The organism is Pseudomonas sp. BF-RE-22 (assembly GCF_019956155.1).
Taxonomy (GTDB): Bacteria; Pseudomonadota; Gammaproteobacteria; order Pseudomonadales; family Pseudomonadaceae; genus Aquipseudomonas; species Aquipseudomonas migulae.
The window spans coordinates 22363-47592 of record NZ_JAHBDD010000034.1 but is presented as its reverse complement, the minus strand read 5'-3'; the positions used below and the strand labels follow the sequence as shown (position 1 = coordinate 47592).

Sequence of the window (25230 nt, the reverse complement as noted above, 5' to 3'; positions counted from 1 at the left end):
CGATAGCGGTCGGTCATTCAACATTGATGTCGACTGTTGCACCGCTATCGCCAGCAAGCCGGCTCCTACAGGGGGTGGTGTTGTCAGGGGCAAATTCCAGGCATAAAAAAAGCACCCCGCAGGGTGCTTTTTCTGTCGCTGGCAGCTTAGCGCTTCAGCGAGGCCGGCAGGTGCGGCTGGATCGCCGTCAGCACTGCCTTGAAGCACTTGGTGTTGCCGGCAACGATGTGGCCTTTCTCAAGGAAATCGTGACCGCCGGTGAAGTCGCTCACCAAGCCGCCAGCTTCCTGGATCAGCAGGGCGCCTGCAGCCATGTCCCACTCGGACAGGCCCGACTCCCAGAACGCGTCGAAGCGGCCGGCAGCCACGTAGGCCAGGTCCAGGCTCGCCGAGCCAGCGCGGCGGATGCCGGCGGTCTGGCCAACCAGGGCGCGGAACATGCCCAGGTAGTTGTCGAGGTTGTCCATCTGGTCGTCACGGAACGGGAAGCCGGTACCCAGCAGGGCGCCGTCCAGGCTGGTGCGGCCGCTGACGCGCAGGCGACGACCGTTCAGTTGAGCGCCGCGACCACGGCTGGCGGTGAATTCTTCCTGGCGAACCGGGTCCAGAACAACAGCGTGTTCCAGGCGACCGCGGTATTTGCAGGCGATGCTGACAGCGAAGTGAGGAATGCCGCGCAGGAAGTTGGTGGTGCCGTCCAGCGGATCGATGATCCACAGGTATTCTTCGCCTTCGATCCCGGTGCCGGCGTGCATGCCGGTTTCTTCACCCATGATCGAGTGGTTCGGGTAAGCCTTGCGCAGCGCGTCGATGATTTTCTGTTCAGCGGCGCGATCCACCTCGGATACGTAATCCTTGGCGTCTTTTTCGTCGACCTTGATGGTATCCAGGCGCTCGATGGAGCGGAAGATCAATTCACTGGCGCTGCGGGCGGCGCGCAGCGCGATATTCAGCATGGGCTGCATGGATGTGTCACCTAAGGTTGTTAAAGAAAGCCGGGCATTCTATCAGAAAGTTTCTACAGGAGAAGGTCAGTGTTCGCTTTCATAGCTGAACGGTGTGCCCCCGCCTCAGAAATACGGTCACTTTTGACGAGTGATCAATGTTGGCAGGCAAGGCGCCGCGCCGACTCATAGCGCGCTATGGGGAGAAGCGGCAACGCAGCATGCCGACATTGAGCGCCGTCAAAAGTGAATCGTTATTTTTGAGGCGGGGCACCCTGTTGAGCTGTAAGATTCTGCTCCCCATTAAAGTGTTCGAGAGCGCCTCCCTTGCTGCATAACATTCGTGTCGTCCTGGTCAATACCAGCCACCCCGGCAATATCGGCGGGGCTGCGCGTGCCATGAAGAACATGGGCCTGTCGCGGCTGGTGCTGGTCGAACCACGGTTGTTCCCGCACCACGAAGCCGATGCCCGTGCATCTGGCGCCGGGGACATCCTTGAAAACGCGCAAGTCGTCGCCACTTTGGAAGATGCCTTGGTCGGCTGCAATCTGGTGCTCGGCACCAGCGCCCGTGACCGGCGCATTCCCTGGCCGCTGCTCGATCCCCGCGAATGCGGGACGAAAGTGGTCGAGGAGGCCGGGCAGGGCGCCGAAATTGCCTTGGTGTTTGGTCGTGAAGATTCCGGCCTGACCAATGAAGAGCTGCAGCGATGTCATTATCACGTGCACATCCCATCAGACCCTGAATTCAGTTCGCTGAACCTTGGGGCGGCGGTGCAGGTGTTGAGCTATGAAGTGCGCATGTCCTGGTTGGCGGCCCAAGGCCAGCCGAGCAAGGTCGAGAAGGAAGAAGTGGCCTCGGTCAAAAGCGCTGAGCTGGCGACCATGGATGAGCTGGAGCGATTCTATGAACACCTGGAGCAAACCCTGGTGGCCATCGAGTTCCTCGATCCTGAAAAGCCGCGGCACTTGATGGCGCGCCTGCGTCGGTTGTACGGACGAAGCTCGGTCAGCCGGGCGGAAATGAATATATTGCGTGGCATCCTCACGGAAACCCAGAAAGCGGCCCGTGGTGAGCTTCTAAAGCGGAAGGATTAATGATGTTCGAGCGTTTGCGTGAAGATATCCAGAGTGTTTTCCATCGTGACCCGGCGGCGCGTAACGCTTTTGAAGTCCTGACTTGCTACCCGGGCATGCACGCCATCTGGATCCACCGGTTGTCGGCAGCCTTGTGGCGCGCCGAGCTGAAATGGCTGGCGCGGCTGGTGTCGAACTTCGGTCGCTGGTTGACCGGGATCGAGATCCATCCAGGTGCCAAGGTGGGGCGTCGGTTCTTCATTGACCATGGCATGGGTATTGTCATCGGTGAAACCGCCGAGATCGGCAACGACGTCACCCTTTATCAGGGTGTGACACTGGGCGGCACCAGCTGGAATAAAGGCAAGCGTCACCCGACACTGGAAGACGGTGTGGTGGTGGGGGCTGGAGCCAAGGTGCTCGGCCCGTTCACCGTGGGTGCCGGCGCCAAGGTCGGTTCCAATGCCGTGGTGACCAAGGCTGTGCCGCCCGGTGCGACAGTGGTCGGCATTCCGGGGCGGATCATCGTTAAATCCGATGAAGAGCAGGACGCCAAGCGCAAGGCCATGGCCGAGAAGATCGGTTTCGATGCCTACGGTGTTGGCGAAGACATGCCGGACCCGGTGGCGCGTGCCATTAACCAATTGCTCGATCACCTGCAGGCTGTTGATGGTCGTCTGGAGGGGATGTGCGGGGCGTTGAAGGATCTGGGCAGTAATTACTGTGCGAAAGATCTGCCTGAGCTGCGCGAAGAAGACTTTGCGTGTGTGAAGGACAAGGATCAGAGCCAGGCCAGCTAGACCGAGTCGACCCCTTCGCGGGCAAGCCGCGCTCCTGCAAGGGTTTCGTTAATCCTGTAGGAGCGAGCGGGCGGCGATCCGACTTGCCCGCGAAGAACGATAACGCGCAATTGCTGGCTGTAACCGCCCAGCCTTTGTTATGATGCGGCCGCTCTTTTGCGGGTAAACCTGACTAAAGTACTAGGTCTTATAGTTGACTTAAATACTCGGGAATTGCATACTCGCCCCATTCCGAACTCCGTGGTAATTGTCCATGCGACTGACTACAAAAGGCCGATACGCCGTGACCGCCATGCTTGATCTGGCGTTGCATGCGCAGCACGGGCCCGTGTCCCTGGCCGATATCTCCGAGCGCCAAGGCATCTCCCTGTCCTACCTCGAACAGCTTTTCGCCAAATTGCGCCGCAGCAATCTGGTGTCCAGCGTCCGTGGTCCAGGCGGCGGTTACCAGCTGTCCCGCGACATGCAGGGCATCCAGGTCGCCCAGGTGATCGATGCGGTAAACGAATCGGTTGATGCCACCAAGTGCCAGGGGCAGGGCGATTGCCATCAAGGCGACACTTGCCTGACCCACCACCTGTGGTGCGACCTGAGCCTGCAGATCCACGAATTTCTGAGCGGTATCAGCTTGGCTGATCTTGTTACTCGCCGTGAGGTACAAGAAGTAGCCCAGCGTCAGGACCAGCGTCGTTGCAACAGCAAGACGCCACGCCTGGACAAGATTGAAGCGTCCGCCGTCGAATGACAGCCAAAGAGCTAGCGGCACGCCAGCCAGCCTGATTTAGGAGATAGTCCATGAAATTGCCGATTTACCTTGATTACTCTGCGACCACCCCGGTTGATCCGCGTGTTGCGCAAAAGATGAGTGAATGCCTGCTGGTCGACGGAAACTTCGGTAACCCGGCGTCCCGTTCCCACGTGTTCGGCTGGAAAGCTGAAGAGTCCGTCGAAAACGCCCGTCGTCAGGTCGCAGACCTGGTCAACGCCGATCCGCGTGAAATCGTCTGGACCTCCGGTGCCACCGAGTCCGACAACCTGGCAATCAAGGGTGCGGCGCATTTCTATGCGACCAAGGGCAAACACCTGATCACCACCAAGATTGAGCACAAGGCTGTCCTCGACACCATGCGCCAACTGGAGCGTGAAGGCTTCGAAGTGACCTACATCGAGCCTCGCACTGACGGTCTGGTTACGCCGGAAATGATCGAAGCTGAACTGCGTGACGACACCATCCTGGTTTCGGTCATGCACGTGAACAACGAAATCGGCACCATCAACGACATCGCAGCCATCGGCGAACTGACCCGCTCCAAAGGGATCCTGTTCCACGTCGACGCTGCTCAGTCCACCGGCAAGGTCGAGATCGACCTGCAGAAGCTGAAAGTCGACATGATGTCGTTCTCCGCCCACAAAACCTACGGCCCTAAAGGCATCGGCGCGCTGTACGTCAGCCGCAAGCCGCGTGTGCGCATCGAAGCGACCATGCACGGCGGCGGTCACGAGCGCGGCATGCGTTCCGGCACCCTGGCGACCCACCAGATCGTCGGCATGGGTGAAGCCTTCCGCGTAGCCAAAGAAGACATGGCTGCCGAGAACGTGCGCATCAAAGCCTTGAGCGACCGTTTCTTCAAGCAGGTCGAAGACCTGGAAGAGCTGTACGTCAACGGCAGCATGACCGCTCGCGTTCCGCACAACCTGAACCTGAGCTTCAACTACGTTGAAGGCGAGTCGCTGATCATGGCGCTCAAGGATCTGGCCGTTTCGTCCGGTTCGGCTTGCACCTCGGCTTCGCTGGAGCCTTCGTACGTACTGCGCGCCCTGGGCCGCAACGACGAACTGGCACACAGCTCGATCCGTTTCACCTTCGGTCGTTTCACCACCGAAGAAGAAATCGACTACGCCGCGCAGAAAGTCTGCGAGGCCGTTACCAAGCTGCGCGCTCTGTCGCCGCTGTGGGACATGTACAAAGACGGTGTCGACATTTCGAAAATCGAGTGGGCGGCACACTGATTTCAAGTCGCCGCAAACCAGGCCCTGTAAACTTAAGGTAGGCAGGGCTTCAAGAGCGACTCTCTGATGAGTGAGGATTAAGAATCATGGCTTACAGCGAAAAGGTCATCGACCACTACGAAAACCCGCGTAACGTCGGCAAGATGGACGCGGAAGACCCGGATGTCGGCACCGGCATGGTCGGCGCTCCGGCGTGCGGCGACGTGATGCGCCTGCAAATCAAGGTCAACGAGCAAGGCATCATCGAAGACGCCAAGTTCAAGACCTACGGTTGCGGTTCGGCTATCGCCTCCAGCTCCCTGGCGACCGAGTGGATGAAAGGCAAGACTCTGGATGAAGCAGAGACCATCAAAAACACTCAACTGGCCGAAGAACTGGCTCTGCCGCCGGTGAAAATTCACTGCTCCGTACTCGCTGAAGACGCTATCAAAGCGGCCGTTCGCGACTACAAGCAGAAGAAAGGCTTGATCTGATTTTCAAGATTTTGCGACGAGTAAGGAGTCACCGATGGCTATCAGCATGACAGAAGCGGCTGCTCGACACGTGCGACGCTCCCTTGACGGGCGCGGCAAAGGTGAAGGGATTCGTCTGGGTGTTCGCACCACGGGCTGCTCCGGCCTTGCCTACGTGCTGGAGTTTGTCGACGAGGTGGTTGCCGAGGATCAGGTGTTCGAAAGTCACGGCGAGAAAGTGATCATCGACCCGAAAAGCCTGGCCTACCTGGACGGCACCGAGCTCGATTTCGTCAAGGAAGGGTTGAACGAAGGCTTCAAGTTCAACAACCCCAACGTACGCGGTGAATGTGGCTGCGGCGAAAGCTTCAACATCTGAGGCTTCTTGTGGGTACTCCTTGTCATTTCGCTTTATTTGAGCTGCAACCGGGTTTCAATCTGGATCTCGATCAGCTGGCTACGCGCTACCGTGAGTTGGCGCGCAGTGTTCATCCGGACCGTTTTGCGGACGCTTCCGAGCGCGAGCAACGGTTGGCGCTAGAGCAATCCGCGAGCCTCAACGAGGCCTACCAGACGCTCAAAAGTCCCCCGAAGCGCGCGCGATACCTGCTCGCCCTGAATGGTGGCGAGCTGCCGCTGGAGGTCACGGTGCATGATCCGGAGTTTCTTCTGCAACAGATGGAGTTGCGCGAAGAGCTCGAAGACCTGCAGGACAGCGCCGACCTGAATGGCGTTGCCGTCTTCAAGCGTCGTTTGAAAGTTGCTCAGGAAAAACTGAACGACAGTTTCGCAGCCTGTTGGAATGATGCAGCGCAACGTGAACAGGCCGAACGCCTGATGCGGCGCATGCAGTTCCTCGACAAGCTCACCTACGAAGTGCGCCAGTTAGAAGAGCGCCTCGACGATTAACCCAGTGCCGCTCCGGTCGCACGCCTGATATACAGATAAGTCCTGATCACGATGGCCCTACTGCAGATCGCCGAACCCGGCCAAAGTCCTCAACCGCACCAGCGTCGTCTGGCTGTGGGGATCGACTTGGGCACTACCAATTCGCTGGTCGCTGCATTGCGCAGTGGTCTTTCCGAGCCTCTGGCCGACGCTGACGGGCAGGTCATCCTGCCGTCCGCCGTGCGTTACCACGCCGATCGCGTCGAAGTGGGCGAGTCGGCCAAGCTGGCTGCCGCTACCGATCCGTTGAACACCGTGCTGTCGGTCAAGCGCTTGATGGGTCGTGGTCTGTCCGACGTCAAGCAATTGGGCGAGCAACTGCCGTACCGCTTTGTCGGCGGCGAGTCGCACATGCCGTTCATCGAAACCATTCAGGGGCCGAAAAGCCCGGTCGAAGTCTCCGCCGATATCCTCAAGGTATTGCGACAGCGCGCTGAAGCGACATTGGGTGGCGAGCTGGTGGGTGCGGTGATCACCGTTCCGGCCTATTTCGACGATGCTCAGCGTCAAGCCACCAAGGACGCGGCCAAACTGGCCGGCCTCAACGTGCTGCGTTTGCTCAATGAGCCGACCGCCGCTGCCGTGGCTTACGGTCTGGATCAACATGCAGAAGGCCTGGTCGCGATTTATGACCTGGGCGGCGGCACCTTCGATATTTCGATTCTGCGCCTGACCGGCGGCGTGTTCGAAGTGCTGGCCACCGGCGGCGACAGCGCCCTGGGCGGCGATGACTTCGACCATGCGATTGCCGGCTGGATCATCGAGAGCGCCGGTTTGTCCGCTGATCTTGATCCGGGGGCGCAACGTAACCTGCTGCAAACTGCCTGCGCGGCCAAAGAAGCGCTGACCAATGTTGCGGCCGTTGAAGTCGCTTATGGCGACTGGAAAGCCGAGCTGACTCGCGAAGCTTTCAATGCGCTGATCGAGCCGATGGTTGCTCGCAGCCTGAAAGCCTGCCGTCGCGCGGTGCGTGATTCCGGCGTCGAGCTGGAAGACGTGCACGCGGTGGTCATGGTTGGCGGTTCGACGCGTGTGCCTCGCGTTCGCGAAGCCGTCGCTGAAGCCTTCGGTCGCCAGCCGCTGACTGAAATCGACCCGGATCAAGTGGTGGCCATCGGTGCCGCGATCCAGGCCGATACGCTGGCCGGCAACAAGCGCGATGGCGGCGAGCTGCTGTTGCTCGACGTGATTCCGTTGTCCCTGGGGCTGGAAACCATGGGCGGCCTGATGGAGAAGGTGATTCCGCGCAACACCACCATTCCCGTCGCTCGTGCCCAGGATTTCACCACGTACAAAGATGGCCAGTCGGCCATGGCGATCCATGTGTTGCAGGGTGAGCGCGAGCTGATCAGCGACTGCCGTTCCCTGGCGCGCTTCGAATTGCGCGGCATTCCGGCGATGGTCGCCGGTGCAGCGAAGATCCGCGTGACCTTCCAGGTCGACGCCGACGGTCTGCTCAGCGTCTCGGCCCGTGAGTTGGGTTCGGGTGTTGAAGCAAGCATTCAGGTCAAGCCGTCCTACGGCCTGACCGACGGCGAAATCGCCAAGATGCTCAAGGATTCGTTCCAGCACGCCAACGACGACAAGGTCGCCCGTGTGCTGCGTGAGCAGCAGGTCGATGCCCAGCGTCTGATCGAAGCGGTGCAAGCCGCTCTCGAAGCCGACGGCGAGCGCTTGCTCGACGCCGAAGAGCGCATGGTCATCGAATTGCAGATGCAGGAACTGACCGAACTGATGAAAGGTGCCGATGGTTACGCCATTGAGCAGCAGACCAAGCGTCTGTCGCAAGTCACCGACGCCTTTGCTGCCCGCCGCCTGGACTCGACGGTGAAAGCCGCGCTGGCGGGGCGCAATCTGAATGAAATCGAGGATAACTGATGCCGCAGGTCATTTTTCTGCCACACGAGAAGTTTTGCCCGGAAGGCATGGTGGTCGAGGCTGAGCCCGGTACATCGATTCTCGAACTGGCCCATGAGCACCACATCGAGATGGAAAGTGCCTGTGGCGGCGTTTGCGCCTGTACCACTTGTCACTGCATCGTTCGAGAAGGGTTTGATTCGCTGGAAGAAGCGGACGAACTGGAAGAAGATTTCCTCGATCGTGCCTGGGGTCTGGAAGCTCAATCGCGTCTGGCCTGCCAGGCGATCGTCGGGACTGAAGACCTGACCATCGAGATTCCGAAGTATTCGCTCAACCATGCCGCCGAAGCGCCGCACTGATTCAAGGAACTGTCATGAGTCTCAAGTGGACTGATGTGCTGGAAATCGCAATCCAGCTGGCTGAAAGCAAGCCCGATGTTGACCCTTTGTCGGTCAACTTCGTCGATCTGCGCAAATGGGTGATGGAATTGCCCGAGTTCGACGACCTGCCTGAGCATTGTGGCGAAAAGATCCTCGAGGCCATTCAGGCCCACTGGATCGAAGAACGCGACTGAGCCACGCTGCAGGTTAGGCAATACCCAAGAACCCGCGTATAATTCGCGGGTTTAATTTTTCACAAATTACCGTTTCTGGAGTTACACCATGGCTGTTCAACGTACTTTCTCCATCATCAAGCCTGACGCTGTTGCAAAAAACGTCATCGGCGAGATCACCACTCGTTTCGAAAAAGCAGGCCTGCGCGTTGTAGCTTCGAAACTGAAGCAACTGTCCAAAGCCGAAGCTGAAGGCTTCTACGCTGAGCACAGCGCTCGTGGTTTCTTCGGCGACCTGGTTGCTTTCATGATCTCCGGTCCTGTTGTTGTTCAGGTTCTGGAAGGCGAAAACGCTATCGCTCTGAACCGTGAGCTGATGGGCGCTACCAACCCTAAAGAAGCTGCTGCCGGCACCATCCGTGCTGACTTCGCTGATTCCATCGACGCCAACGCTGTACACGGTTCGGACTCCGAAGCCGCTGCTGCTCGCGAAATCTCGTACTTCTTCGCAGCTACTGAAGTAACCACTCGCTAAGCATTGGCTTAAGAGTGAAGGTGAATCCATGACTACATCGACTGTAAAAACCAACCTGCTGGGTCTGACTCAACAGGAAATGGAAAAATTCTTCGACTCAATCGGGGAGAAGCGTTTCCGTGCCGGTCAGGTAATGAAATGGATTCACCACCTTGGCGTCGATGATTTCGACGCCATGACGAACGTCAGCAAGGCCCTGCGCGACAAGCTCAAGGCCATTGCCGAAGTTCGCGGTCCCGAAGTCGTCAGCGAGGATATTTCCACCGACGGCACCCGTAAGTGGGTGGTGCGCGTGGCGTCCGGCAGCTGCGTCGAGACCGTTTACATTCCCCAGGGCAAACGCGGCACTCTGTGCGTTTCGTCCCAGGCAGGCTGTGCCCTGGATTGCAGTTTCTGCTCCACCGGCAAGCAAGGTTTCAACAGCAACCTCACCGCCGCCGAAGTCATCGGCCAGGTGTGGATTGCCAATAAATCGTTCGGCAGCATCCCGGCGACCGCCGACCGTGCCATCACCAACGTGGTGATGATGGGCATGGGCGAGCCGCTGCTGAACTTCGACAACGTCGTTGCGGCCATGCATCTGATGATGGACGACCTGGGTTACGGCATTTCCAAGCGCCGTGTGACCCTGTCGACCTCCGGCGTGGTGCCGATGATCGATGAGCTGTCCAAGCACATCGACGTCTCCCTGGCGTTGTCCCTGCACGCACCGAATGACGCATTGCGTAACCAATTGGTGCCGATCAACAAGAAATATCCGCTTAAGATGCTGCTCGAGTCGTGCCAGCGCTACATGTCGTCCCTGGGCGAAAAACGCGTGCTGACCATCGAGTACACCTTGCTCAAGGACATCAACGACAAGGTTGAACATGCCGTTGAGATGATCGAGCTGCTCAAGAACATCCCGTGCAAGATCAACCTGATTCCGTTCAACCCGTTCCCGCATTCCGGTTACGAGCGTCCGAGCAACAATGCGATTCGTCGCTTCCAGGATCAGCTTCACCATGCAGGTTTCAATGTCACCGTACGCACCACCCGCGGTGAAGACATCGATGCCGCGTGTGGCCAATTGGTAGGGCAGGTGCTGGATCGCACCCGTCGCAGTGAACGTTATATCGCCGTGCGCGAGTTGAGCGCCGACAACGATATGGCTTCGAACGCTGCGAAATAATTCAAGAGAGGATCTCTATGTCCCTGCGCTTTGCGCTGCTTTTGCTGTTGGCCAGTCTTTGTACTGGCTGCGTCCTGTCGGGCGATTTCAATCCGATGAAGACCAGCAAGGGCCGCGATGAAGCGCGAGTTGCCTACGTGCAACTGGGCTTGGGCTATTTGCAGCAGGGCATGACCGAACGCGCCAAGGTCCCGCTGAAAAAGGCCTTGGAGCTGGACGGTTCGGATGCTGACGCCAATGCCGCATTGGGTCTAGTGTTTCAGGCCGAGATGGAGCCGGAGCTGGCGGATGAGCACTTTCGCAAGGCGCTTTCTTCCCGACCTAACGATGCCCGTATCCTGAACAATTACGGCAGTTTTCTTTTCGAACAGAAACGTTACAAAGAGGCTTACGAGCGCTTCGAGCAAGCCGCTGCCGATACCCTGTATCCTGAGCGTTCGCGAGTGTTCGAGAACCTGGGCATGACCGCTTCCAAGCTTGGCCAGCGTGATCTGGCCCAGCAGCAGCTGGAAAAAGCTTTGCGTTTGAACCGTCAGCAACCCCGTGCATTGCTGGAAATGGCTGAGTTGTCTTACGAAGACAGGCATTATGTGCCCGCGCGTGACTATTACGACCGTTTTAGCCTGCTCACCGAGCAAAATGCACGTAGTCTATTGCTCGGCGTTCGGCTGGCAAAAGTGTTCGAAGATCGCGACAAGGCAGCCAGTTATGGCCTGCAACTAAAACGACTCTATCCCGGTACGCCGGAATATCAGCAATACCTGTCGGAGCAATGATGAAAGCGGCGCATCCCGAAGTTGTAGCAGCGAATCGCGTTAACCCCGGTGAGACTTTGCGCCAGGCCCGCGAAAGCAATGGCTGGTCGCTGGCCGAAGTGGCCCTCAAGCTCAACCTCACCGTTAATTCCCTGAGTAATCTGGAAGCCGGCGCATTCGACAAGCTGCCGGGGCATACCTTTGCCCGCGGTTATATTCGCGCCTACGCCAAATTGCTCGGCATGGACCAGACCGTTCTGGTTCAGCAATTCGACCAGTCCACCGGTACCGACTCCCAGGGCGCCAACGTCCACAGCCTGGGTCGCATCGAAGAGCCGGTTCGGGTTTCCCACACTATTTTGCGAATCGTCAGCCTGCTGTTGCTGATCGCGGTGATCGGCGGCGGTTTCATCTGGTGGCAGGATCAAACCTCACTGCGCACCAAGGACCTGATCAGCCTGAGCCCGGAGCACGTTGAAGTCGAAGGCGCCGACGGCACCACCCAGATCCATCCGCTGGACGAGCCGGAAGACCAGGCTGTCGCGGAAGGTCAGGCTGAAAGTTCGACCGCTCTCGCATTGCCGCAAGCCGAGACTTCGACTGAAGCGCCGACTGAAGCTGAGCCGGCTACGCCTGTGGTCGCTCCGGCCGCACCGGCTACCCCGGTGCCAGTTGCACCGACACATAACACCGCGCCGGCTGCTCCGGCCCCCGTTGCCCCGGCGCACAGCACCGCGCCAGTTGTCGCGCCTGCGGCCCCGACGGCTCCGGTTGTGTCGACCCCGCCTGCAACCGCCTCGGTAACGCCGACCATTCCTGCTCCGGCAGCGGCTGCACCGGCTGCTCCGGTTGCTGGCCAAGGCCAGGTTCAACTGCAATTCACCGCTGATTGCTGGACACAAGTCACCGACGGCACTGGCAAAGTGCTGCTCAGTGGTCTCAAGCGCAAAGGCGAAACCGTTTCCCTCAGTGGTAAGCCGCCGTTTGCCGTGCGTCTGGGCTTCGCCCGTGGCGCGCAGGTCAGCTACAACGGTCAGGTGGTTGATGTCGCTCCATTCACCAGTGGCGAGACTGCTCGCCTGAAGTTGGGTCAATAAGTCATGCACGGCGAATCTCCAATCAAGCGTCGCGAATCCCGGAAAATCTGGGTCGGTAACGTGCCTGTTGGCGGCGATGCGCCCATCGCTGTGCAGAGCATGACCAACAGCGACACCAATGACGTTGCCGCCACCGTCGCCCAGATCAATCGTCTGGAAGCCGCTGGCGTCGATATCGTGCGGGTTTCCGTGCCGGACATGGACGCCGCCGAAGCCTTCGGCAAGATCAAGCAACTGGTCAAAGTACCGTTGGTGGCCGACATCCACTTCGACTACAAGATCGCTTTGCGCGTAGCCGAACTGGGCGTTGATTGCCTGCGGATCAACCCGGGCAACATCGGTCGTGAAGACCGCGTGCGTGCGGTGGTCGATGCCGCCCGCGATCGCGGGATTCCGATCCGCATCGGCGTCAACGCCGGTTCCCTGGAAAAAGACCTGCAAAAGAAATACGGCGAGCCGACCCCGGCCGCGCTGGTCGAATCCGCCTTGCGTCACGTCGAGCACCTTGAGCGCCTGAACTTCCAGGACTTCAAGGTCAGCGTGAAAGCCTCCGACGTGTTCATGGCCGTCGCCGCTTACCGCTTGCTGGCCAAGGAAATCGTCCAGCCGCTGCACTTGGGCATCACCGAAGCCGGTGGTTTGCGTTCAGGCACAGTGAAATCCGCCGTGGGCCTCGGTATGCTGCTCGCCGAAGGGATTGGCGATACTATCCGCATCTCGTTGGCGGCCGACCCGGTCGAGGAAGTGAAAGTCGGCTACGACATTCTCAAATCCCTGCACCTGCGTTCCCGTGGCATCAACTTCATCGCCTGCCCGAGCTGCTCGCGGCAGAACTTCGATGTGGTCAAGACCATGAACGAGCTGGAAGGGCGCCTCGAAGATCTGCTGGTGCCGCTGGATGTCGCGGTCATCGGTTGCGTGGTCAACGGGCCGGGCGAAGCCAAGGAAGCCCATATCGGCTTGACCGGCGGCACGCCAAACCTGATTTACATCGACGGCAAGCCGTCGCAGAAACTGACGAATGACAATCTGGTGGATGAGCTTGAACGCTTGATCCGCCAGAAAGCGGCCGAGAAGGTCGAAGCTGACGCAGCTGTAATCGCTCGCGGCTGATCGAACGAATTTAAGGATTTAAAGTGAGCAAGTCTCTGCAAGCCATTCGTGGCATGAACGACATCCTGCCCGAACAGACTCCCCTGTGGCGTCATTTCGAGGGCACCGTTTCGCGTCTGCTGGATAACTACGGTTACAAGCAGATCCGCATGCCGATCGTCGAGTTCACCGAGCTGTTCAAGCGCTCGATCGGTGAAGTGACCGACATCGTCGAAAAAGAGATGTACACCTTCGAAGACCGTAACGGTGATTCGCTGACCCTGCGCCCTGAAGGCACGGCGGCCTGCGTGCGTGCGGTGCTCGAGCACGGCATCACTGGCGGCGGCCAGGTGCAGAAACTCTGGTACATCGGCCCGATGTTCCGCCACGAACGTCCGCAGAAAGGCCGTTATCGCCAGTTCCACCAGATCGGTGTCGAAGTGTTCAACCTCGACGGTCCGGACATCGACGCCGAGCTGATCGTGCTGACCTGGCGCCTGTGGGGCGAGCTGGGCATCCGTGATGCGGTCAAGCTCGAACTCAACAGCCTGGGCACCAGCGAATCCCGTGGTCGTTATCGCGAAGCGCTGGTCGAGTTCCTGTCCGCTCACCTGGACAAGCTCGACGAAGACAGCCAGCGCCGTCTGAAGACCAATCCGTTGCGTGTTCTGGACACCAAGAACGCCGACACTCAAGCGATCCTGGTCGACGCGCCGAAAATGGCCGACTACCTCGACGACGAATCCCGCGTGCACTTCGAGGGCCTCAAGGCTCGCCTGGACGCCGCCGGTATTCCTTACGTGATCAACCCGAAGCTGGTACGCGGGCTGGATTACTACAGCAAGACGGTTTTCGAGTGGGTCACCGACAAGTTGGGCGCTCAAGGCACCGTGTGTGCCGGCGGCCGCTACGACGGTCTGGTGGAACAGATGGGCGGCAAGCCGACCCCGGGCGTTGGTTTCGCCATGGGCATCGAGCGCCTGGTGCTGCTGCTTGAAACCCTGGAGCAGATCCCGGAAGAGATCTCCCGTCAGGTCGACGTCTATCTCTGCGCATTCGGCGAGGCTGCCGAGTTGGCGGCCCTGACGTTGAGCGAGAAGGTGCGCGATCAGTTGCCCAACCTGCGCTTGCAGATCAATGCCGGCGCCGGCAGCTTCAAAAGTCAATTCAAGAAGGCCGACAAGAGCGGTGCGCTGTACGCGCTGATCCTCGGTGACGACGAAATGGCCCAGCAAGTGGTAGGTTTCAAACCCCTGCGTGGCCAGGGCGAACAACAAAGCATTGCCTGGGATGCGCTTGCTGCACACCTGGCCACCTGCGTCGTGCAGGGTTGAAGCTGTCATAAACAGCCGATTTAGCGATTAAGGAGTATTGGGGTGTCGAGTACCGAAGACGAACAGCTGGCGGATTTGAAGGACTGGTGGACACGCAACGGCAAGCCCCTGGTCACTGGCGGCCTGTTGGCGCTGGTCATCGTGTTCGGCTGGCAGGCCTTTCAAAAGTATCAGAGCAATCAGTCGCAAGGCGCCTCGATGCTCTATCAGCAATTGCTCGAAACCACGCTGACGCCCAACGGCAAGCCTGATGCCGCCCGTGTTTCGGACCTGGCCGGCAAGCTCAACAGCGAATTTGGCGGCAGCGCCTACGCGCAATACGGCAGCCTGTTCGTGGCGAAAGTCGCGGTCGACAGCGGCAAGCTGGACGACGCTGCCACCGAGCTGAAAGCCATCGTTGCCAAACCGGCCAACCCGGCACTGGGCGAAATCGCCCGTCAGCGCCTGGCGCAGGTACTGGCCGCGCAGAACAAGGTCGATGAAGCCCTGAAACTGCTCGAAGGCGATGCCGATAAAGCATTCCTCGCCACCCGCGAAGAACTCAAGGGCGACCTGCTGGTGCAGTTGGGTCGTACCGACGAAGCGCACGCTGCGTATCAAAAAGCCAAGGCGGCACTGTCGGATGAAGCGGCAGTCGGTGGCCTACAAATCAAGTTGGACGATCTGGCCAAAGGGGATGCGTGACGTGATCCGTTGGAAACATGCAGCATTGCTGGCTCTGGCCGTTTTGGCCGCGGGTTGCAGCAGCAACAGCAAAAAAGAATTGCCGCCTGCCGAGCTGGTCGACTTCAAAGAAGAAGTGGTCCTGCAAAAGCAGTGGAGTCGTTCGATCGGTGACGGTCAGGGCGAAACCTACAACATGCTGGTTCCGGCGATCGATGGCGATACCATCTATGCCGCCGACGTCACTGGCGTGGTGATGGCGATGGATCGCAGCAATGGCGACGTCAAATGGAAGAAAGACCTCGAACTGCCTGTTTCCGGCGCCGTTGGCGTAGGTTATGGCCTGCTCGTGATCGGTACGACCAAGGGCGAAATCGTTGCGATGGACGCCACCAACGGTGAAGAGAAATGGCGCGCTCGCGTGTCCAGTGAAGTTCTCGCGCCGCCGGCCAACAACGGTGACGTGGTGGTCGTTCAGACTCAGGATGACCGTCTGATCGGTCTGGATGCCTCCACCGGCAACCAGCGCTGGTTGTATGACAGCACGCCTGCGGTCCTGACCCTGCGTGGCACCAGTGCGCCGATCGTGACCAACCGCCTCGCGGTGGCTGGCCTGTCGACCGGTAAAGTGGTTGCGCTCGATATCTCCAACGGCGTGCCGGTGTGGGAACAGCGGGTTGCGATCCCACAAGGTCGTTCGGAACTGGAGCGCGTTGTCGATATCGACGGTGGCCTGCTGCTGTCCGGCGGTACCTTGTACGTCGCCAGCTATCAGGGTCGCGTTGCGGCACTGGACCTGGAAAGCGGTCGTCAGCTCTGGCAGCGTGATGCTTCCAGCTATGCCGGCGTTGCGCAGGGCTTCGGCACTGTGTACGTGAGCCTGGCTTCGGGCACCGTTGAAGGCGTTGACGAGCGTTCCACCACAGCTTTGTGGAGCAACGACTCGCTGGCTCGCCGTCAACTGTCGGCTCCAGAAGTGTTCTCCAGCTATGTTGCAGTCGGTGACATGGAAGGCTATGTGCACCTGTTGAGCCAGGTGGACGGTCGTTTTGTCGGCCGCGAACGCATCGACAGCGACGGCCTGCGTGCCCGTCCGCTGGTGGTGGGTGACACGATTTATCTGTATGGCAACAGCGGCAAACTGGAAGCCCTGACCATCAAGTAATGTTTTGACTATGCTTGGGGTTAACCCCCAAGCGGCCCCGTTCTGCGGGGCTCGCAGCGTTCTCAAACGCTGCCCCGAGCACCAGCCGCTGCCTCGCAGCGGCTTTTGTATTTTCTGAAATAACGAAGTGGAGAGCCGCATGGTTCCCGTAATCGCCCTGGTGGGCCGACCGAACGTCGGCAAGTCCACCTTGTTCAACCGCCTGACCAGGACTCGCGACGCCATCGTCGGCGACTTGTCCGGTCTGACCCGTGATCGCCAATACGGTGAGGCCAAGTGGCAAGGGCGTTCCTACATTCTGGTCGACACCGGTGGTATCTCCGGTGACGAGCACGGTATGGACGAAAAAATGGCCGAGCAGTCGCTGCTGGCCATTGAAGAAGCCGATGTCGTTCTGTTCCTGGTAGATGCCAAGGCCGGTTTCACCGCCGCCGACCAGATGATCGCCGAGCATTTGCGCAAACGTAACAAGCGTTCGTACGTGGTTGCCAACAAGGTCGACAACATCGACCCTGAAATGGCCCGCGCCGAATTCGCCCCGTTGGGCATGGGCCACGCGATCCCGATCGCCGGTGCTCATGGTCGTGGCATCACCCAGATGCTGGAAATCGCCCTGAGCGACTTCCCGAAAGACGAAGAAGAGCTGGAAGAAGGCGAGGAAGAGGACGTTGCCGAAGGCGAGGAAGCCAAGCGCATTCCTGGCCCAAGCGAAAAAGACGGGATCAAGATCGCCATCATCGGCCGCCCGAACGTCGGCAAGTCGACCCTGGTCAACCGCATGCTCGGTGAAGACCGGGTCATCGTGTATGACCAGCCCGGCACTACCCGCGACAGTATCTACATCCCGTTCGAGCGTAACGACGAGAAGTACACGCTGATCGACACCGCCGGTGTGCGCAAGCGCGGCAAGATCCACGAAGAAGTCGAAAAATTCTCCGTGGTCAAAACCCTGCAAGCGATCAAAGACGCCAACGTGGTGATCTTCGTGATGGACGCCCGCGAAGGCGTGGTGGACCACGACCTCAACCTGCTGGGCTTCGCCATTGAGTCCGGTCGTGCGCTGGTTATCGCGATCAACAAGTGGGACGGCATGACGCCGAGCGAGCGTGACTTCGTGAAGGTCGAGCTGCAACGTCGACTGTTCTTCGTTGACTACGCCGACATCCACTTCATCTCGGCGCTGCACGGCACGGGCGTGGGCAACCTCTACGCTTCCGTACAGAACTCGTTCAAGTCCGCGGTCACCCGCTGGCCGACCAACCGCCTGACCCAGATTCTGGAAGATGCGGTTGGCGAGCACGCGCCACCGATGGTCAACAACCGCCGGATCAAGCTGCGTTATGCGCACTTGGGTGGTGCCAACCCGCCGATCATCGTGATTCACGGTAACCAGATCGAGAAGGTGCCGAAGTCTTACGTGCGTTACCTGGAAAACACTTACCGTCGTGTCTTGAAGCTGGTCGGTACGCCGATCCGCATCGAGTTCAAGGGCGGCGAGAACCCGTACGAAGGCAACAAGAATTCGCTTACTGACCGTCAGGTCAACAAGAAGCGTCGCTTGATGTCGCACCACAAGAAAGCCGACAAGAAGCGCCGCGACAAGCGCTGATTCAAGGCTGGCTCGCCTCTGTAGGAGCGAGGCTTGCCCGCGAAGAACGATAACGCGGTGTATCTGATACACCGCGGTGTTGCGTTCGCGGGCAAGTCGGGTCGCCGCACCGCTCGCTCCTACGGGATCGGGTTCGAGAAGAAGGGCGCCACTGGCGCCCTTTTTTTATGGGCGCCGTTTGGCTATCCTCGGGCTCTCCCGCGCCGCCGTTAGAGCCGGGTGTAGAGCAGGGAATCACCGATGATCACCAGTAAGCTGCCGAATGTCGGCATCACTATCTTCACGCAGATGTCTCAGCTCGCGGCGCAAACCGGGGCGATCAACCTGTCACAGGGTTTTCCCGATTTCGATGCCCCGCAAGCCTTGTGCGATGCGGTGGGTCGGCACATTGCCAATGGCCATAACCAGTACTCGCCGATGACCGGCCTGCCGGTACTGCGTCAGCAGATCGTGGCGAAAATTGCCCGCAGCTATGGCGCCACCGTCGATGCGGACAGCGAAGTGACCGTGACTCCCGGTGCGACTGAGGCGATTTTTTGCGCCATTCAGGCCGTTATCCACAACGGTGACGAAGTCATCGTGTTTGATCCGGCCTATGACAGTTACGAGCCCTCGGTCCAGCTGGCCGGTGGCCGTTGCGTTCACGTGCAACTGGGGCTGGACGACTTCAGCATCGATTTCGAAAAGCTCGCCCAGGCGCTGAGTCCGCGCACGCGGATGATCATCCTCAATACCCCGCACAATCCCAGCGGCGCACTGATCAACCGTGCCGAGCTGGACCAACTGGCGGCGTTGATCCGTGACCGCGACATCTATGTGATCAGCGATGAGGTCTACGAGCACCTGGTCTACGACGGTGTGCCCCATGTCAGTGTGCTGGCCCATGAAGAGCTGTATCAGCGCGCCTTCGTGGTCAGCTCCTTCGGCAAGACGTACCACGTCACCGGCTGGAAAACCGGCTACGTGGTCGCGCCACCGGCCTTGTCGGCAGAGCTGCGCAAGGTGCACCAGTACGTCAATTTTTGCGGCGTAACCCCCTTGCAATACGCCTTGGCCGACTTCATGGCGGAGCATCCTGAACACGTCGAAGAATTGCCCGGCTTCTACCAGGCCAAGCGCGATCTGTTCTGCGACTTGCTGATGCCATCGCGTTTCAGTTTCACCCGCGTCACCGGCACCTATTTCCAGTTGGTCGATTACTCGCAGATCCGTCCCGACCTCAACGATGTCGAGATGGCGCTGTGGATGACCCGCGAACACGGCGTGGCGAGCATCCCGATCTCGGTGTTCTACCAGACGCCACCCGAAGGCCAGCGCCTGGTGCGCCTGTGCTTCGCCAAACGCGAGGAGACCCTGCGTGAAGCAGCGGCAAAACTATGCGTGATCTGAGTGCATTGCCGAATCTGACCATCGCGCTGATCCAGACAACCCTGGCCTGGCACGACCGCCAGGCCAATCTGGAGCATTTCGAGCAACTGCTGGAGCAGGCTCGCGGCGCGGACCTGATCATCCTGCCGGAGATGTTCACCACCGGTTTTTCCATGGAGTCCGAGACGCTTGCCGAGGCGGAAAACGGTCCCACCAGCAAATGGCTGCGCGCACAGGCGGCAAAACTCGATGCGGTGATCACCGGCAGTATCATCGTTCAGGCCGCTGATGGCAGCCATCGCAATCGCCTGTTGTGGGCGCGGCCGGATGGCGAAGTCTGGCATTACGACAAGCGCCACTTGTTCCGCATGGCCGGCGAGCACAATCACTACACGCCGGGCGAGCGCCAGGTGCAGTTCGAGCTCAAAGGCTGGCGCGTCCGGCCGCTGATTTGCTACGACCTGCGTTTCCCGGTGTGGAGCCGCGATGCCCAGGACACAGATCTGTTGCTGTACACCGCCAACTGGCCGGGGGCGCGGCGTCAGCACTGGAACCGTTTGCTGCCGGCGCGGGCAATCGAAAACCTGTGCTACGTGGCGGCGGTGAATCGCATCGGCACTGACGGGAAAGGCTTTGCGTACACCGGCGACAGTCAGGTCCTGGATTTTCAGGGCGAGACATTGCTCAGTGCCGGTGAGGCGGATGGGGTGTTTCAGGTTGTTCTGGATGCGGCGGAACTGGCGGCTTATCGCACGCGGTTTCCGGCGAATCTGGATGCGGACACATTTGAGTTCACCTGAGATTTTTGCTGCCTGACAGGGCCCCATCGCCAGCAAGCTGGCTCCTACAGAGGACCGCGTCTGTCAGAACAACTCGGTCAACTGTAGGAGCCAGCTTGCTGGCGATGGGGCCGGGACAGACAACATAAATATTGCCGGCAAACAAAAAGGCCCCAAGGTTCGCACCTTGGGGCCTTTTGCATTACAGCGAAGGCTTACGCCGCTTTCGCTTCCGGCTGGCTCAACGAGCGGTTCAGCGCGCTGAACAGGGCCTTGAAGCTGGCGGTGGTGATGTTTTCATCGATGCCCACACCGTGCACCGCACGTTGGCCTTCCACACGCAGTTCAATGTAGGCCGCCGCCTTGGCGTTGGTGCCCGCACCGATGGCGTGCTCGTTGTAGTCCATGATCTCCACCGGAATCGGCAGACCGGCCACCAGCGCTTCCAGCGCGCCGTTGCCTTTGCCGCGCCAGTGCAGGTTGGTTTCGCCCTGGCCCTTGCCGGAAACTTCCACTTCCACGGCGCTGTGACCGTTTTCTTCCTGCAGGCGATGGCTGACCAGCGCGTACGGGGTGTTGGCCTGCAAGTACTCGCTGTGCAGCAACGCGTGGATCTGTTGGGCGGTCATTTCGAGGCCCAGGCGATCGGTTTCACGCTGCACGACCTGGCTGAACTCGATCTGCATGCGGCGCGGCAAGCTGATGCCGTATTCCTGTTCCAGCAGGTAAGCGATACCGCCCTTGCCCGACTGGCTGTTGACGCGGATCACCGCCTCGTAGCTGCGGCCGATGTCGGCCGGGTCGATCGGCAAGTACGGCACTTCCCACAGGGCGTCCGGTTTCTGCTGGGCGAAGCCCTTGCGGATGGCATCCTGGTGGGAGCCGGAGAACGCGGTGTGAACCAGGTCGCCGACGTACGGGTGACGCGGGTGCACCTGGATCTGGTTGCATTCTTCGACGACTTTGCGCACGCCGTCGATGTCCGAGAAATCGAGCTCAGGGTGGATGCCCTGGGTGTAGAGGTTCAGTGCCACGGTGACCAGGTCGACGTTGCCGGTACGCTCGCCGTTGCCGAACAGGCAGCCTTCTACACGATCTGCACCCGCCATCAGGCCCAGCTCGGTGGCGGCCACGCCGGTGCCACGGTCGTTGTGGGTGTGCAGGCTGATGATCACGCTGTCACGACGATTGATGTGACGACCGAACCATTCGATCTGGTCGGCATAGATGTTCGGGGTCGCGCATTCGACGGTGGCCGGCAGGTTGAGGATCACCTTGTGCTCAGGCGTCGGGTTCCAGACTTCGATGACCGCGTCGCAGACTTCCTTGGCGAACTCCAGCTCGGTGGCGCTGAAGGTTTCCGGCGAGTATTCGAAGGTCCACTGCGTGTCCGGCTGCTGGGCAGCGTATTTGACGAACAGCTTGGCGGCGTTCACGGCGATGGCCTTGATCCCGTCCTTGTCCTGGTTGAAGACAATGCGGCGGAAGGAAGGGGAGGTCGCGTTGTACAGGTGAACGATGGCTTTCTTCGCCCCGCGCAGGGATTCGAAGGTCCGCTCGATCAGGTCTTCACGGCCTTGGGTCAGCACCTGAATGGTGGTGTCGTCCGGGATGTGGTTGCCTTCGATCAGGGTGCGCACGAAGTCGAAGTCGGTTTGCGACGCAGCCGGGAAGGACGCTTCGATTTCTTTCACGCCAACCTGTACGAGGGTTTTCCAGAAACGCAGCTTCTTGACCGCGTCCATCGGCTCGATCAGCGACTGGTTGCCGTCGCGCAAGTCGGAGCTGCACCAGATCGGCGCGGCGGTGATGGTCTTCGACGGCCAGGTGCGGTCCGGAATGTCGATGGTCGGGAACGCGCGGTATTTCGAAGACGGGTCTTTGAGCATGCTCATCGGGAAATCCTTATTGTGTGGGCCGAAAAAAGGCGGCCTGCCGGTGGATCAAAAGTTCTTGGGGAAAAGCGTAAAACGAGGCGTCGCGATTCAGCCCGGCAGTCGTGCGCTGACGAGGCACAGGCTGCGGTGCTGGCGAAGCTGAATGAGGGTGTGAGAGGTTTCATGTCTTCAACCCTAACCGCGAGGGTGAAGGATGGCAAGCAGTCGAAAAAAATTGAGAGGAATACTCGCTAGCGCGTATTTATCGAGATTTTATTGCTGTGAGTCCCCGTGATTGTTTGGTTTTTTGCGCGAGCTTCAAGCGATGCGCAATTGATGGTTTGAGCGCCGGGCGCTGACAGTCGGGCTATTCTTAAAGCCTCGACTGGCATTCAGGAGTCGGCGATGAACGAGTCTGACTGGAAGCAGTATTGCGTGTTACGGCCGGTGGCACATGAGCGGATGTGCGAGCGGATTTTGTCGGATGTCGAAAAAACGCTGCTGGATAAGAGCAACGCGCCCTACGAACGAATAGATGCCAGCGAGGAGCTGCTGAAAGCCGGGCAAAAGGAACTGTATTGGGCGTTTGGTGTTTTCAGGTTTTCGCGTCATGAAGCCCGCTCGCACTTGCTTGGGTTGTGCGCGCGGGAATTGATCACGGCAGAGGAGTTGAGCTGGTTTTCAGCGGAGACGCAGGAGTGGGTCAAACACTGCCTGGCGGATCGAGAGGTCCATGGGATAGAGGACCTGGACGCGGAATAGGCGGCGTCAGTGATACCGCCTTCGCGGGCAAGTCGGGTCGCCGCACCGCTCGCTCCTACAGTAATTGCGTGAACTCCTGTAGGAGCGAGGCTTGCCCGCGAAATGGCCATTCGCTTCAGCGAAGATTCAAGGTTGAAACGCGCCTATGAAAATCGCCGGATCGACTCGAGCATCATTCAGGCTGACATTCCAGTGCATGTGCGGCCCGGTCGCCCGTCCAGTCGAACCGACCTTGCCAACCACACCACCACGCGCCAGTTGCTGCCCCACCTTCACATCGATCTTCGACATGTGGCAGAACATGCTGATAAAGCCCTGCCCATGGTCGACAAACACTGTGTTGCCATTGAAGAAGTAGTTACCGATCAAAATCACCTTGCCCGCTGCCGGGGTCTTGATTGGCGTGCCGGCGCCCACGGCGAAATCCAGGCCAGAGTGGGGATTGCGCTCTTCACCGTTGAAGAAACGGCGCACGCCGAACTTGCTCGACAGCGGGCCGTTGACCGGTTTGTCCAGCAGCAGGTTGCTCGGCGTATTCGGGCTGAACGTGCGGTACGCGGCGATCTGCTCGGCCAGTTCGCGCTCGATGCGCTTGAGATTGTCCGGGTCCGGGTTGACCTGTTGAGTGTTTTTCAACGTGATGCGCTGTTCCGGATACTTCTTGTTGCCAACGGTGAAACTCAGGTTGCGGCCGCCGCTGCTGATGGACTGCGCCCCTGGCTTGACCGTCAACGGCACACCGACAATCGCCAGCCAATTGTCCTGTTCCTTGACCACCAGCACCGGTTTGCCTTGATAGCTGGCTTTCGGCGCCTGGGCCGCCGCGCCCAGATCCACCACCGCCACACCCCCCGGCACCGGTTTGTTCAACAGGCGGGTGATGTAGCTGTCGGCGTGGGCGTTGAAGGTCAGGCACAGCAACAGCAGCGAAGCTAAAAAACGCGGCATGGATCAATCCAGTAAAGAAAGGGTGACAGGCGTCAGGTGATTGTCTTCGACCCGCACTTGCAGTTCGCCTTCACCCAGTTTGGCTTTCAGGCGCTGGCCGTTGTGGGTTTGCGCGGCGTTGCGGATCGCGTTGCCGCGCTCGTCCAGCAATATGCTGTAGCCACGCCCGAGGGTCGCCAAAGGGCTGACCACGTGCAGAGTCTGCACCTGACTTTGCAGTTGCAGACGACGGGACTTGAGCCCTTCGCGCATGGCCCGGGGCAGGCGTTCGGCGAGGCTGTCGAGGCGCTGACGCAACATCGCCAGTTGCCGCCCCGGATGTTGCCCGGCGAGGCGGGTTTCCAGGCGGATCAGCCGTTCGCGACGGGTATTGAGGCTGCGTTCGAAGGCGCGGCGCATGCGCATGTCCAGATCATCCAGACGTTGCGCCTGTTGGCGCAGACGTTCACCGGGATGGCGCAAGCGACGAGAGATGCCTTCCAGACGCAGGCGATCACGCATCAAACGGTCACGCATGCGCATCACCAGCCGGCGGTGCAGGCTTTCGACCCGACGCACCAGGTCGCTGGAATCCGGCGCCAGCAGTTCAGCGGCGGCGGACGGCGTCGGGGCGCGAACGTCGGCCACGAAATCACTGATCGATACATCGGTTTCATGGCCGACGGCGCTGACAATCGGCGTCACGCATGCATCCACGGCACGGGCCACGGCTTCTTCGTTGAAACACCAGAGGTCTTCCAGCGAGCCGCCGCCACGGGCCAGGATCAATGCATCGAAACCACGGGCGTCCGCCAGTTTCAACGCGCGGACAATCTGCGCGGTCGCTTCGCGGCCCTGCACGGCAGTGGGGATCAGCGTCAGCTGGATCTGCGGTGCGCGACGGCGGAACACGCTGATGATGTCGCGGATCACCGCGCCGGTCGGCGAACTGATGATGCCGATGCGCTGCGGATGCGCCGGCAGCGGCACTTTGCGCTCGGCGCTGAACAGGCCTTCGGCGCTGAGTTTTTCCTTCAAGGCATCGAAGGCCAGGCGCAGCGCACCGTCACCAGCCGGCTCGACGGTGTCGAGAATCAGCTGATAGTCGCCACGGCCTTCGAACAGCGAAACCTTGCCGCGCACCTTGACCGCCAGGCCGTCCTTCAGCGCCTGACGAACCCGCGCCGCGTTCTGCCGAAACAGCGCGCAACGTACTTGGGCGCCGCTGTCCTTGAGGGTGAAATACACGTGGCCGGACGCCGGGCGTGCGAGGTTGGAGATTTCGCCTTCGACCCAGATATTGCTGAACACGTCTTCGAGCAACACCCGCGCGCGGCCGTTGAGCTGGCTGACAGTCAGGACTTCACGGTCCAGGCCGAGTCTTGCAAAGGGATCTTTAATCATGGGGCGCATGATAAAGGCATTCTCCAACCGAATGCACGATCCCCCTGT

Annotated in this window: 26 protein-coding genes; 22 read left to right on the top strand and 4 right to left on the bottom strand. The window is 59.8% G+C overall.

Annotation, left to right across the window (positions count from 1 at the left end):
- Positions 1-146: 146 nt before the first annotated feature.
- Positions 147-965, bottom strand: a complete 819-nt coding sequence (gene suhB, locus KGA82_RS18185) for an inositol-phosphate phosphatase (protein ID WP_008014726.1) — start codon at positions 963-965, stop codon at positions 147-149.
- A gap of 306 nt (positions 966-1271) precedes the next feature.
- On the opposite strand from suhB, the gene trmJ reads away from it, so the two are divergent.
- From trmJ to KGA82_RS18080, 21 genes are all read left to right on the top strand, one after another.
- Positions 1272-2042, top strand: a complete 771-nt coding sequence (gene trmJ / locus KGA82_RS18180; RefSeq protein ID WP_008045111.1) for a tRNA (cytosine(32)/uridine(32)-2'-O)-methyltransferase TrmJ — start codon at positions 1272-1274, stop codon at positions 2040-2042.
- A gap of 2 nt (positions 2043-2044) precedes the next feature.
- Entirely contained in the window at positions 2045-2821 is a 777-nt protein-coding gene (gene cysE / locus KGA82_RS18175; RefSeq protein ID WP_008025494.1) for a serine O-acetyltransferase, read from the top strand.
- 253 nt (positions 2822-3074) lie between these two features.
- Positions 3075-3566: a Fe-S cluster assembly transcriptional regulator IscR gene (iscR, locus tag KGA82_RS18170; protein WP_008042436.1), complete on the top strand. Its 492-nt coding sequence runs from the start codon at positions 3075-3077 to the stop codon at positions 3564-3566.
- A 50-nt stretch (positions 3567-3616) separates the two neighbouring features.
- Complete coding sequence (locus tag KGA82_RS18165) at positions 3617-4831, top strand: IscS subfamily cysteine desulfurase (protein ID WP_008025496.1); 1215 nt, start codon at positions 3617-3619, stop codon at positions 4829-4831.
- Between the two features lie 86 nt (positions 4832-4917).
- Complete coding sequence (gene iscU / locus KGA82_RS18160; protein ID WP_003443374.1) at positions 4918-5304, top strand: Fe-S cluster assembly scaffold IscU; 387 nt, start codon at positions 4918-4920, stop codon at positions 5302-5304.
- 34 nt (positions 5305-5338) lie between these two features.
- Entirely contained in the window at positions 5339-5662 is a 324-nt protein-coding gene (gene iscA / locus KGA82_RS18155) for an iron-sulfur cluster assembly protein IscA (RefSeq protein WP_003227904.1), read from the top strand.
- Positions 5663-5670: 8 nt separating this feature from the next.
- Positions 5671-6192, top strand: coding sequence for a co-chaperone HscB (gene hscB, locus KGA82_RS18150; RefSeq protein WP_223451692.1), 522 nt, complete (start codon positions 5671-5673; stop codon positions 6190-6192).
- 51 nt (positions 6193-6243) lie between these two features.
- Positions 6244-8109, top strand: coding sequence for a Fe-S protein assembly chaperone HscA (hscA, locus tag KGA82_RS18145; protein ID WP_008025501.1), 1866 nt, complete (start codon positions 6244-6246; stop codon positions 8107-8109).
- On the top strand, positions 8109-8450 hold the full coding sequence (fdx, locus tag KGA82_RS18140) for an ISC system 2Fe-2S type ferredoxin (protein ID WP_008025503.1): 342 nt from the start codon (positions 8109-8111) through the stop codon (positions 8448-8450). The genes hscA and fdx overlap by 1 nt, the downstream gene beginning before the upstream one ends.
- A 14-nt stretch (positions 8451-8464) precedes the next feature.
- Positions 8465-8665 carry a Fe-S cluster assembly protein IscX gene (iscX, locus tag KGA82_RS18135; protein ID WP_008025505.1) on the top strand — a complete coding sequence of 67 codons (201 nt, stop codon included), beginning with the start codon at positions 8465-8467 and terminating at the stop codon, positions 8663-8665.
- Between the two features lie 88 nt (positions 8666-8753).
- Complete coding sequence (gene ndk, locus KGA82_RS18130; protein ID WP_007916882.1) at positions 8754-9179, top strand: nucleoside-diphosphate kinase; 426 nt, start codon at positions 8754-8756, stop codon at positions 9177-9179.
- 28 nt (positions 9180-9207) lie between these two features.
- Positions 9208-10350, top strand: coding sequence for a 23S rRNA (adenine(2503)-C(2))-methyltransferase RlmN (gene rlmN / locus KGA82_RS18125; RefSeq protein WP_008025507.1), 1143 nt, complete (start codon positions 9208-9210; stop codon positions 10348-10350).
- A 17-nt stretch (positions 10351-10367) separates the two neighbouring features.
- Positions 10368-11126, top strand: a complete 759-nt coding sequence (gene pilW / locus KGA82_RS18120; protein ID WP_223451691.1) for a type IV pilus biogenesis/stability protein PilW — start codon at positions 10368-10370, stop codon at positions 11124-11126.
- On the top strand, positions 11126-12202 hold the full coding sequence (locus tag KGA82_RS18115) for a helix-turn-helix domain-containing protein (RefSeq protein WP_223451689.1): 1077 nt from the start codon (positions 11126-11128) through the stop codon (positions 12200-12202). Before pilW ends, KGA82_RS18115 begins: the two co-directional genes overlap by 1 nt.
- 3 nt (positions 12203-12205) lie before the next feature.
- Entirely contained in the window at positions 12206-13315 is a 1110-nt protein-coding gene (gene ispG / locus KGA82_RS18110; RefSeq protein ID WP_007903603.1) for a flavodoxin-dependent (E)-4-hydroxy-3-methylbut-2-enyl-diphosphate synthase, read from the top strand.
- Between the two features lie 23 nt (positions 13316-13338).
- Entirely contained in the window at positions 13339-14628 is a 1290-nt protein-coding gene (gene hisS / locus KGA82_RS18105) for a histidine--tRNA ligase (protein WP_008042422.1), read from the top strand.
- A 42-nt stretch (positions 14629-14670) separates the two neighbouring features.
- On the top strand, positions 14671-15312 hold the full coding sequence (locus tag KGA82_RS18100) for a tetratricopeptide repeat protein (RefSeq protein ID WP_192228439.1): 642 nt from the start codon (positions 14671-14673) through the stop codon (positions 15310-15312).
- On the top strand, positions 15305-16456 hold the full coding sequence (gene bamB / locus KGA82_RS18095; RefSeq protein ID WP_032828591.1) for an outer membrane protein assembly factor BamB: 1152 nt from the start codon (positions 15305-15307) through the stop codon (positions 16454-16456). The genes KGA82_RS18100 and bamB overlap by 8 nt, the downstream gene beginning before the upstream one ends.
- Positions 16457-16595: 139 nt before the next feature.
- Positions 16596-18065 (top strand): ribosome biogenesis GTPase Der, encoded by a 1470-nt coding sequence (gene der, locus KGA82_RS18090; RefSeq protein ID WP_008025521.1) that lies wholly within the window; start codon positions 16596-16598, stop codon positions 18063-18065.
- 240 nt (positions 18066-18305) lie between these two features.
- Positions 18306-19454: a pyridoxal phosphate-dependent aminotransferase gene (locus tag KGA82_RS18085; RefSeq protein WP_223451687.1), complete on the top strand. Its 1149-nt coding sequence runs from the start codon at positions 18306-18308 to the stop codon at positions 19452-19454.
- Complete coding sequence (locus tag KGA82_RS18080) at positions 19442-20233, top strand: amidohydrolase (RefSeq protein ID WP_223451685.1); 792 nt, start codon at positions 19442-19444, stop codon at positions 20231-20233. The genes KGA82_RS18085 and KGA82_RS18080 overlap by 13 nt, the downstream gene beginning before the upstream one ends.
- A gap of 194 nt (positions 20234-20427) precedes the next feature.
- On the opposite strand, the gene leuA is transcribed toward KGA82_RS18080, so the two are convergent.
- Positions 20428-22107: a 2-isopropylmalate synthase gene (gene leuA, locus KGA82_RS18075; RefSeq protein WP_008025530.1), complete on the bottom strand. Its 1680-nt coding sequence runs from the start codon at positions 22105-22107 to the stop codon at positions 20428-20430.
- A 387-nt stretch (positions 22108-22494) separates the two neighbouring features.
- Between leuA and KGA82_RS18070 the strand changes: the two genes are divergently transcribed.
- On the top strand, positions 22495-22851 hold the full coding sequence (locus KGA82_RS18070; RefSeq protein ID WP_192420772.1) for a hypothetical protein: 357 nt from the start codon (positions 22495-22497) through the stop codon (positions 22849-22851).
- Positions 22852-22977: 126 nt separating this feature from the next.
- Here the strand turns inward: KGA82_RS18070 and KGA82_RS18065 are convergent, their stop codons facing one another.
- Together KGA82_RS18065 and xseA are read right to left on the bottom strand one after the other, a co-directional pair.
- Positions 22978-23799: a M23 family metallopeptidase gene (locus tag KGA82_RS18065; protein WP_008042419.1), complete on the bottom strand. Its 822-nt coding sequence runs from the start codon at positions 23797-23799 to the stop codon at positions 22978-22980.
- 3 nt (positions 23800-23802) lie between these two features.
- A complete protein-coding gene (gene xseA, locus KGA82_RS18060; protein WP_032832722.1) occupies positions 23803-25182 on the bottom strand; it encodes an exodeoxyribonuclease VII large subunit in 1380 nt (459 codons plus the stop codon).
- Positions 25183-25230 lie beyond the last annotated feature (48 nt).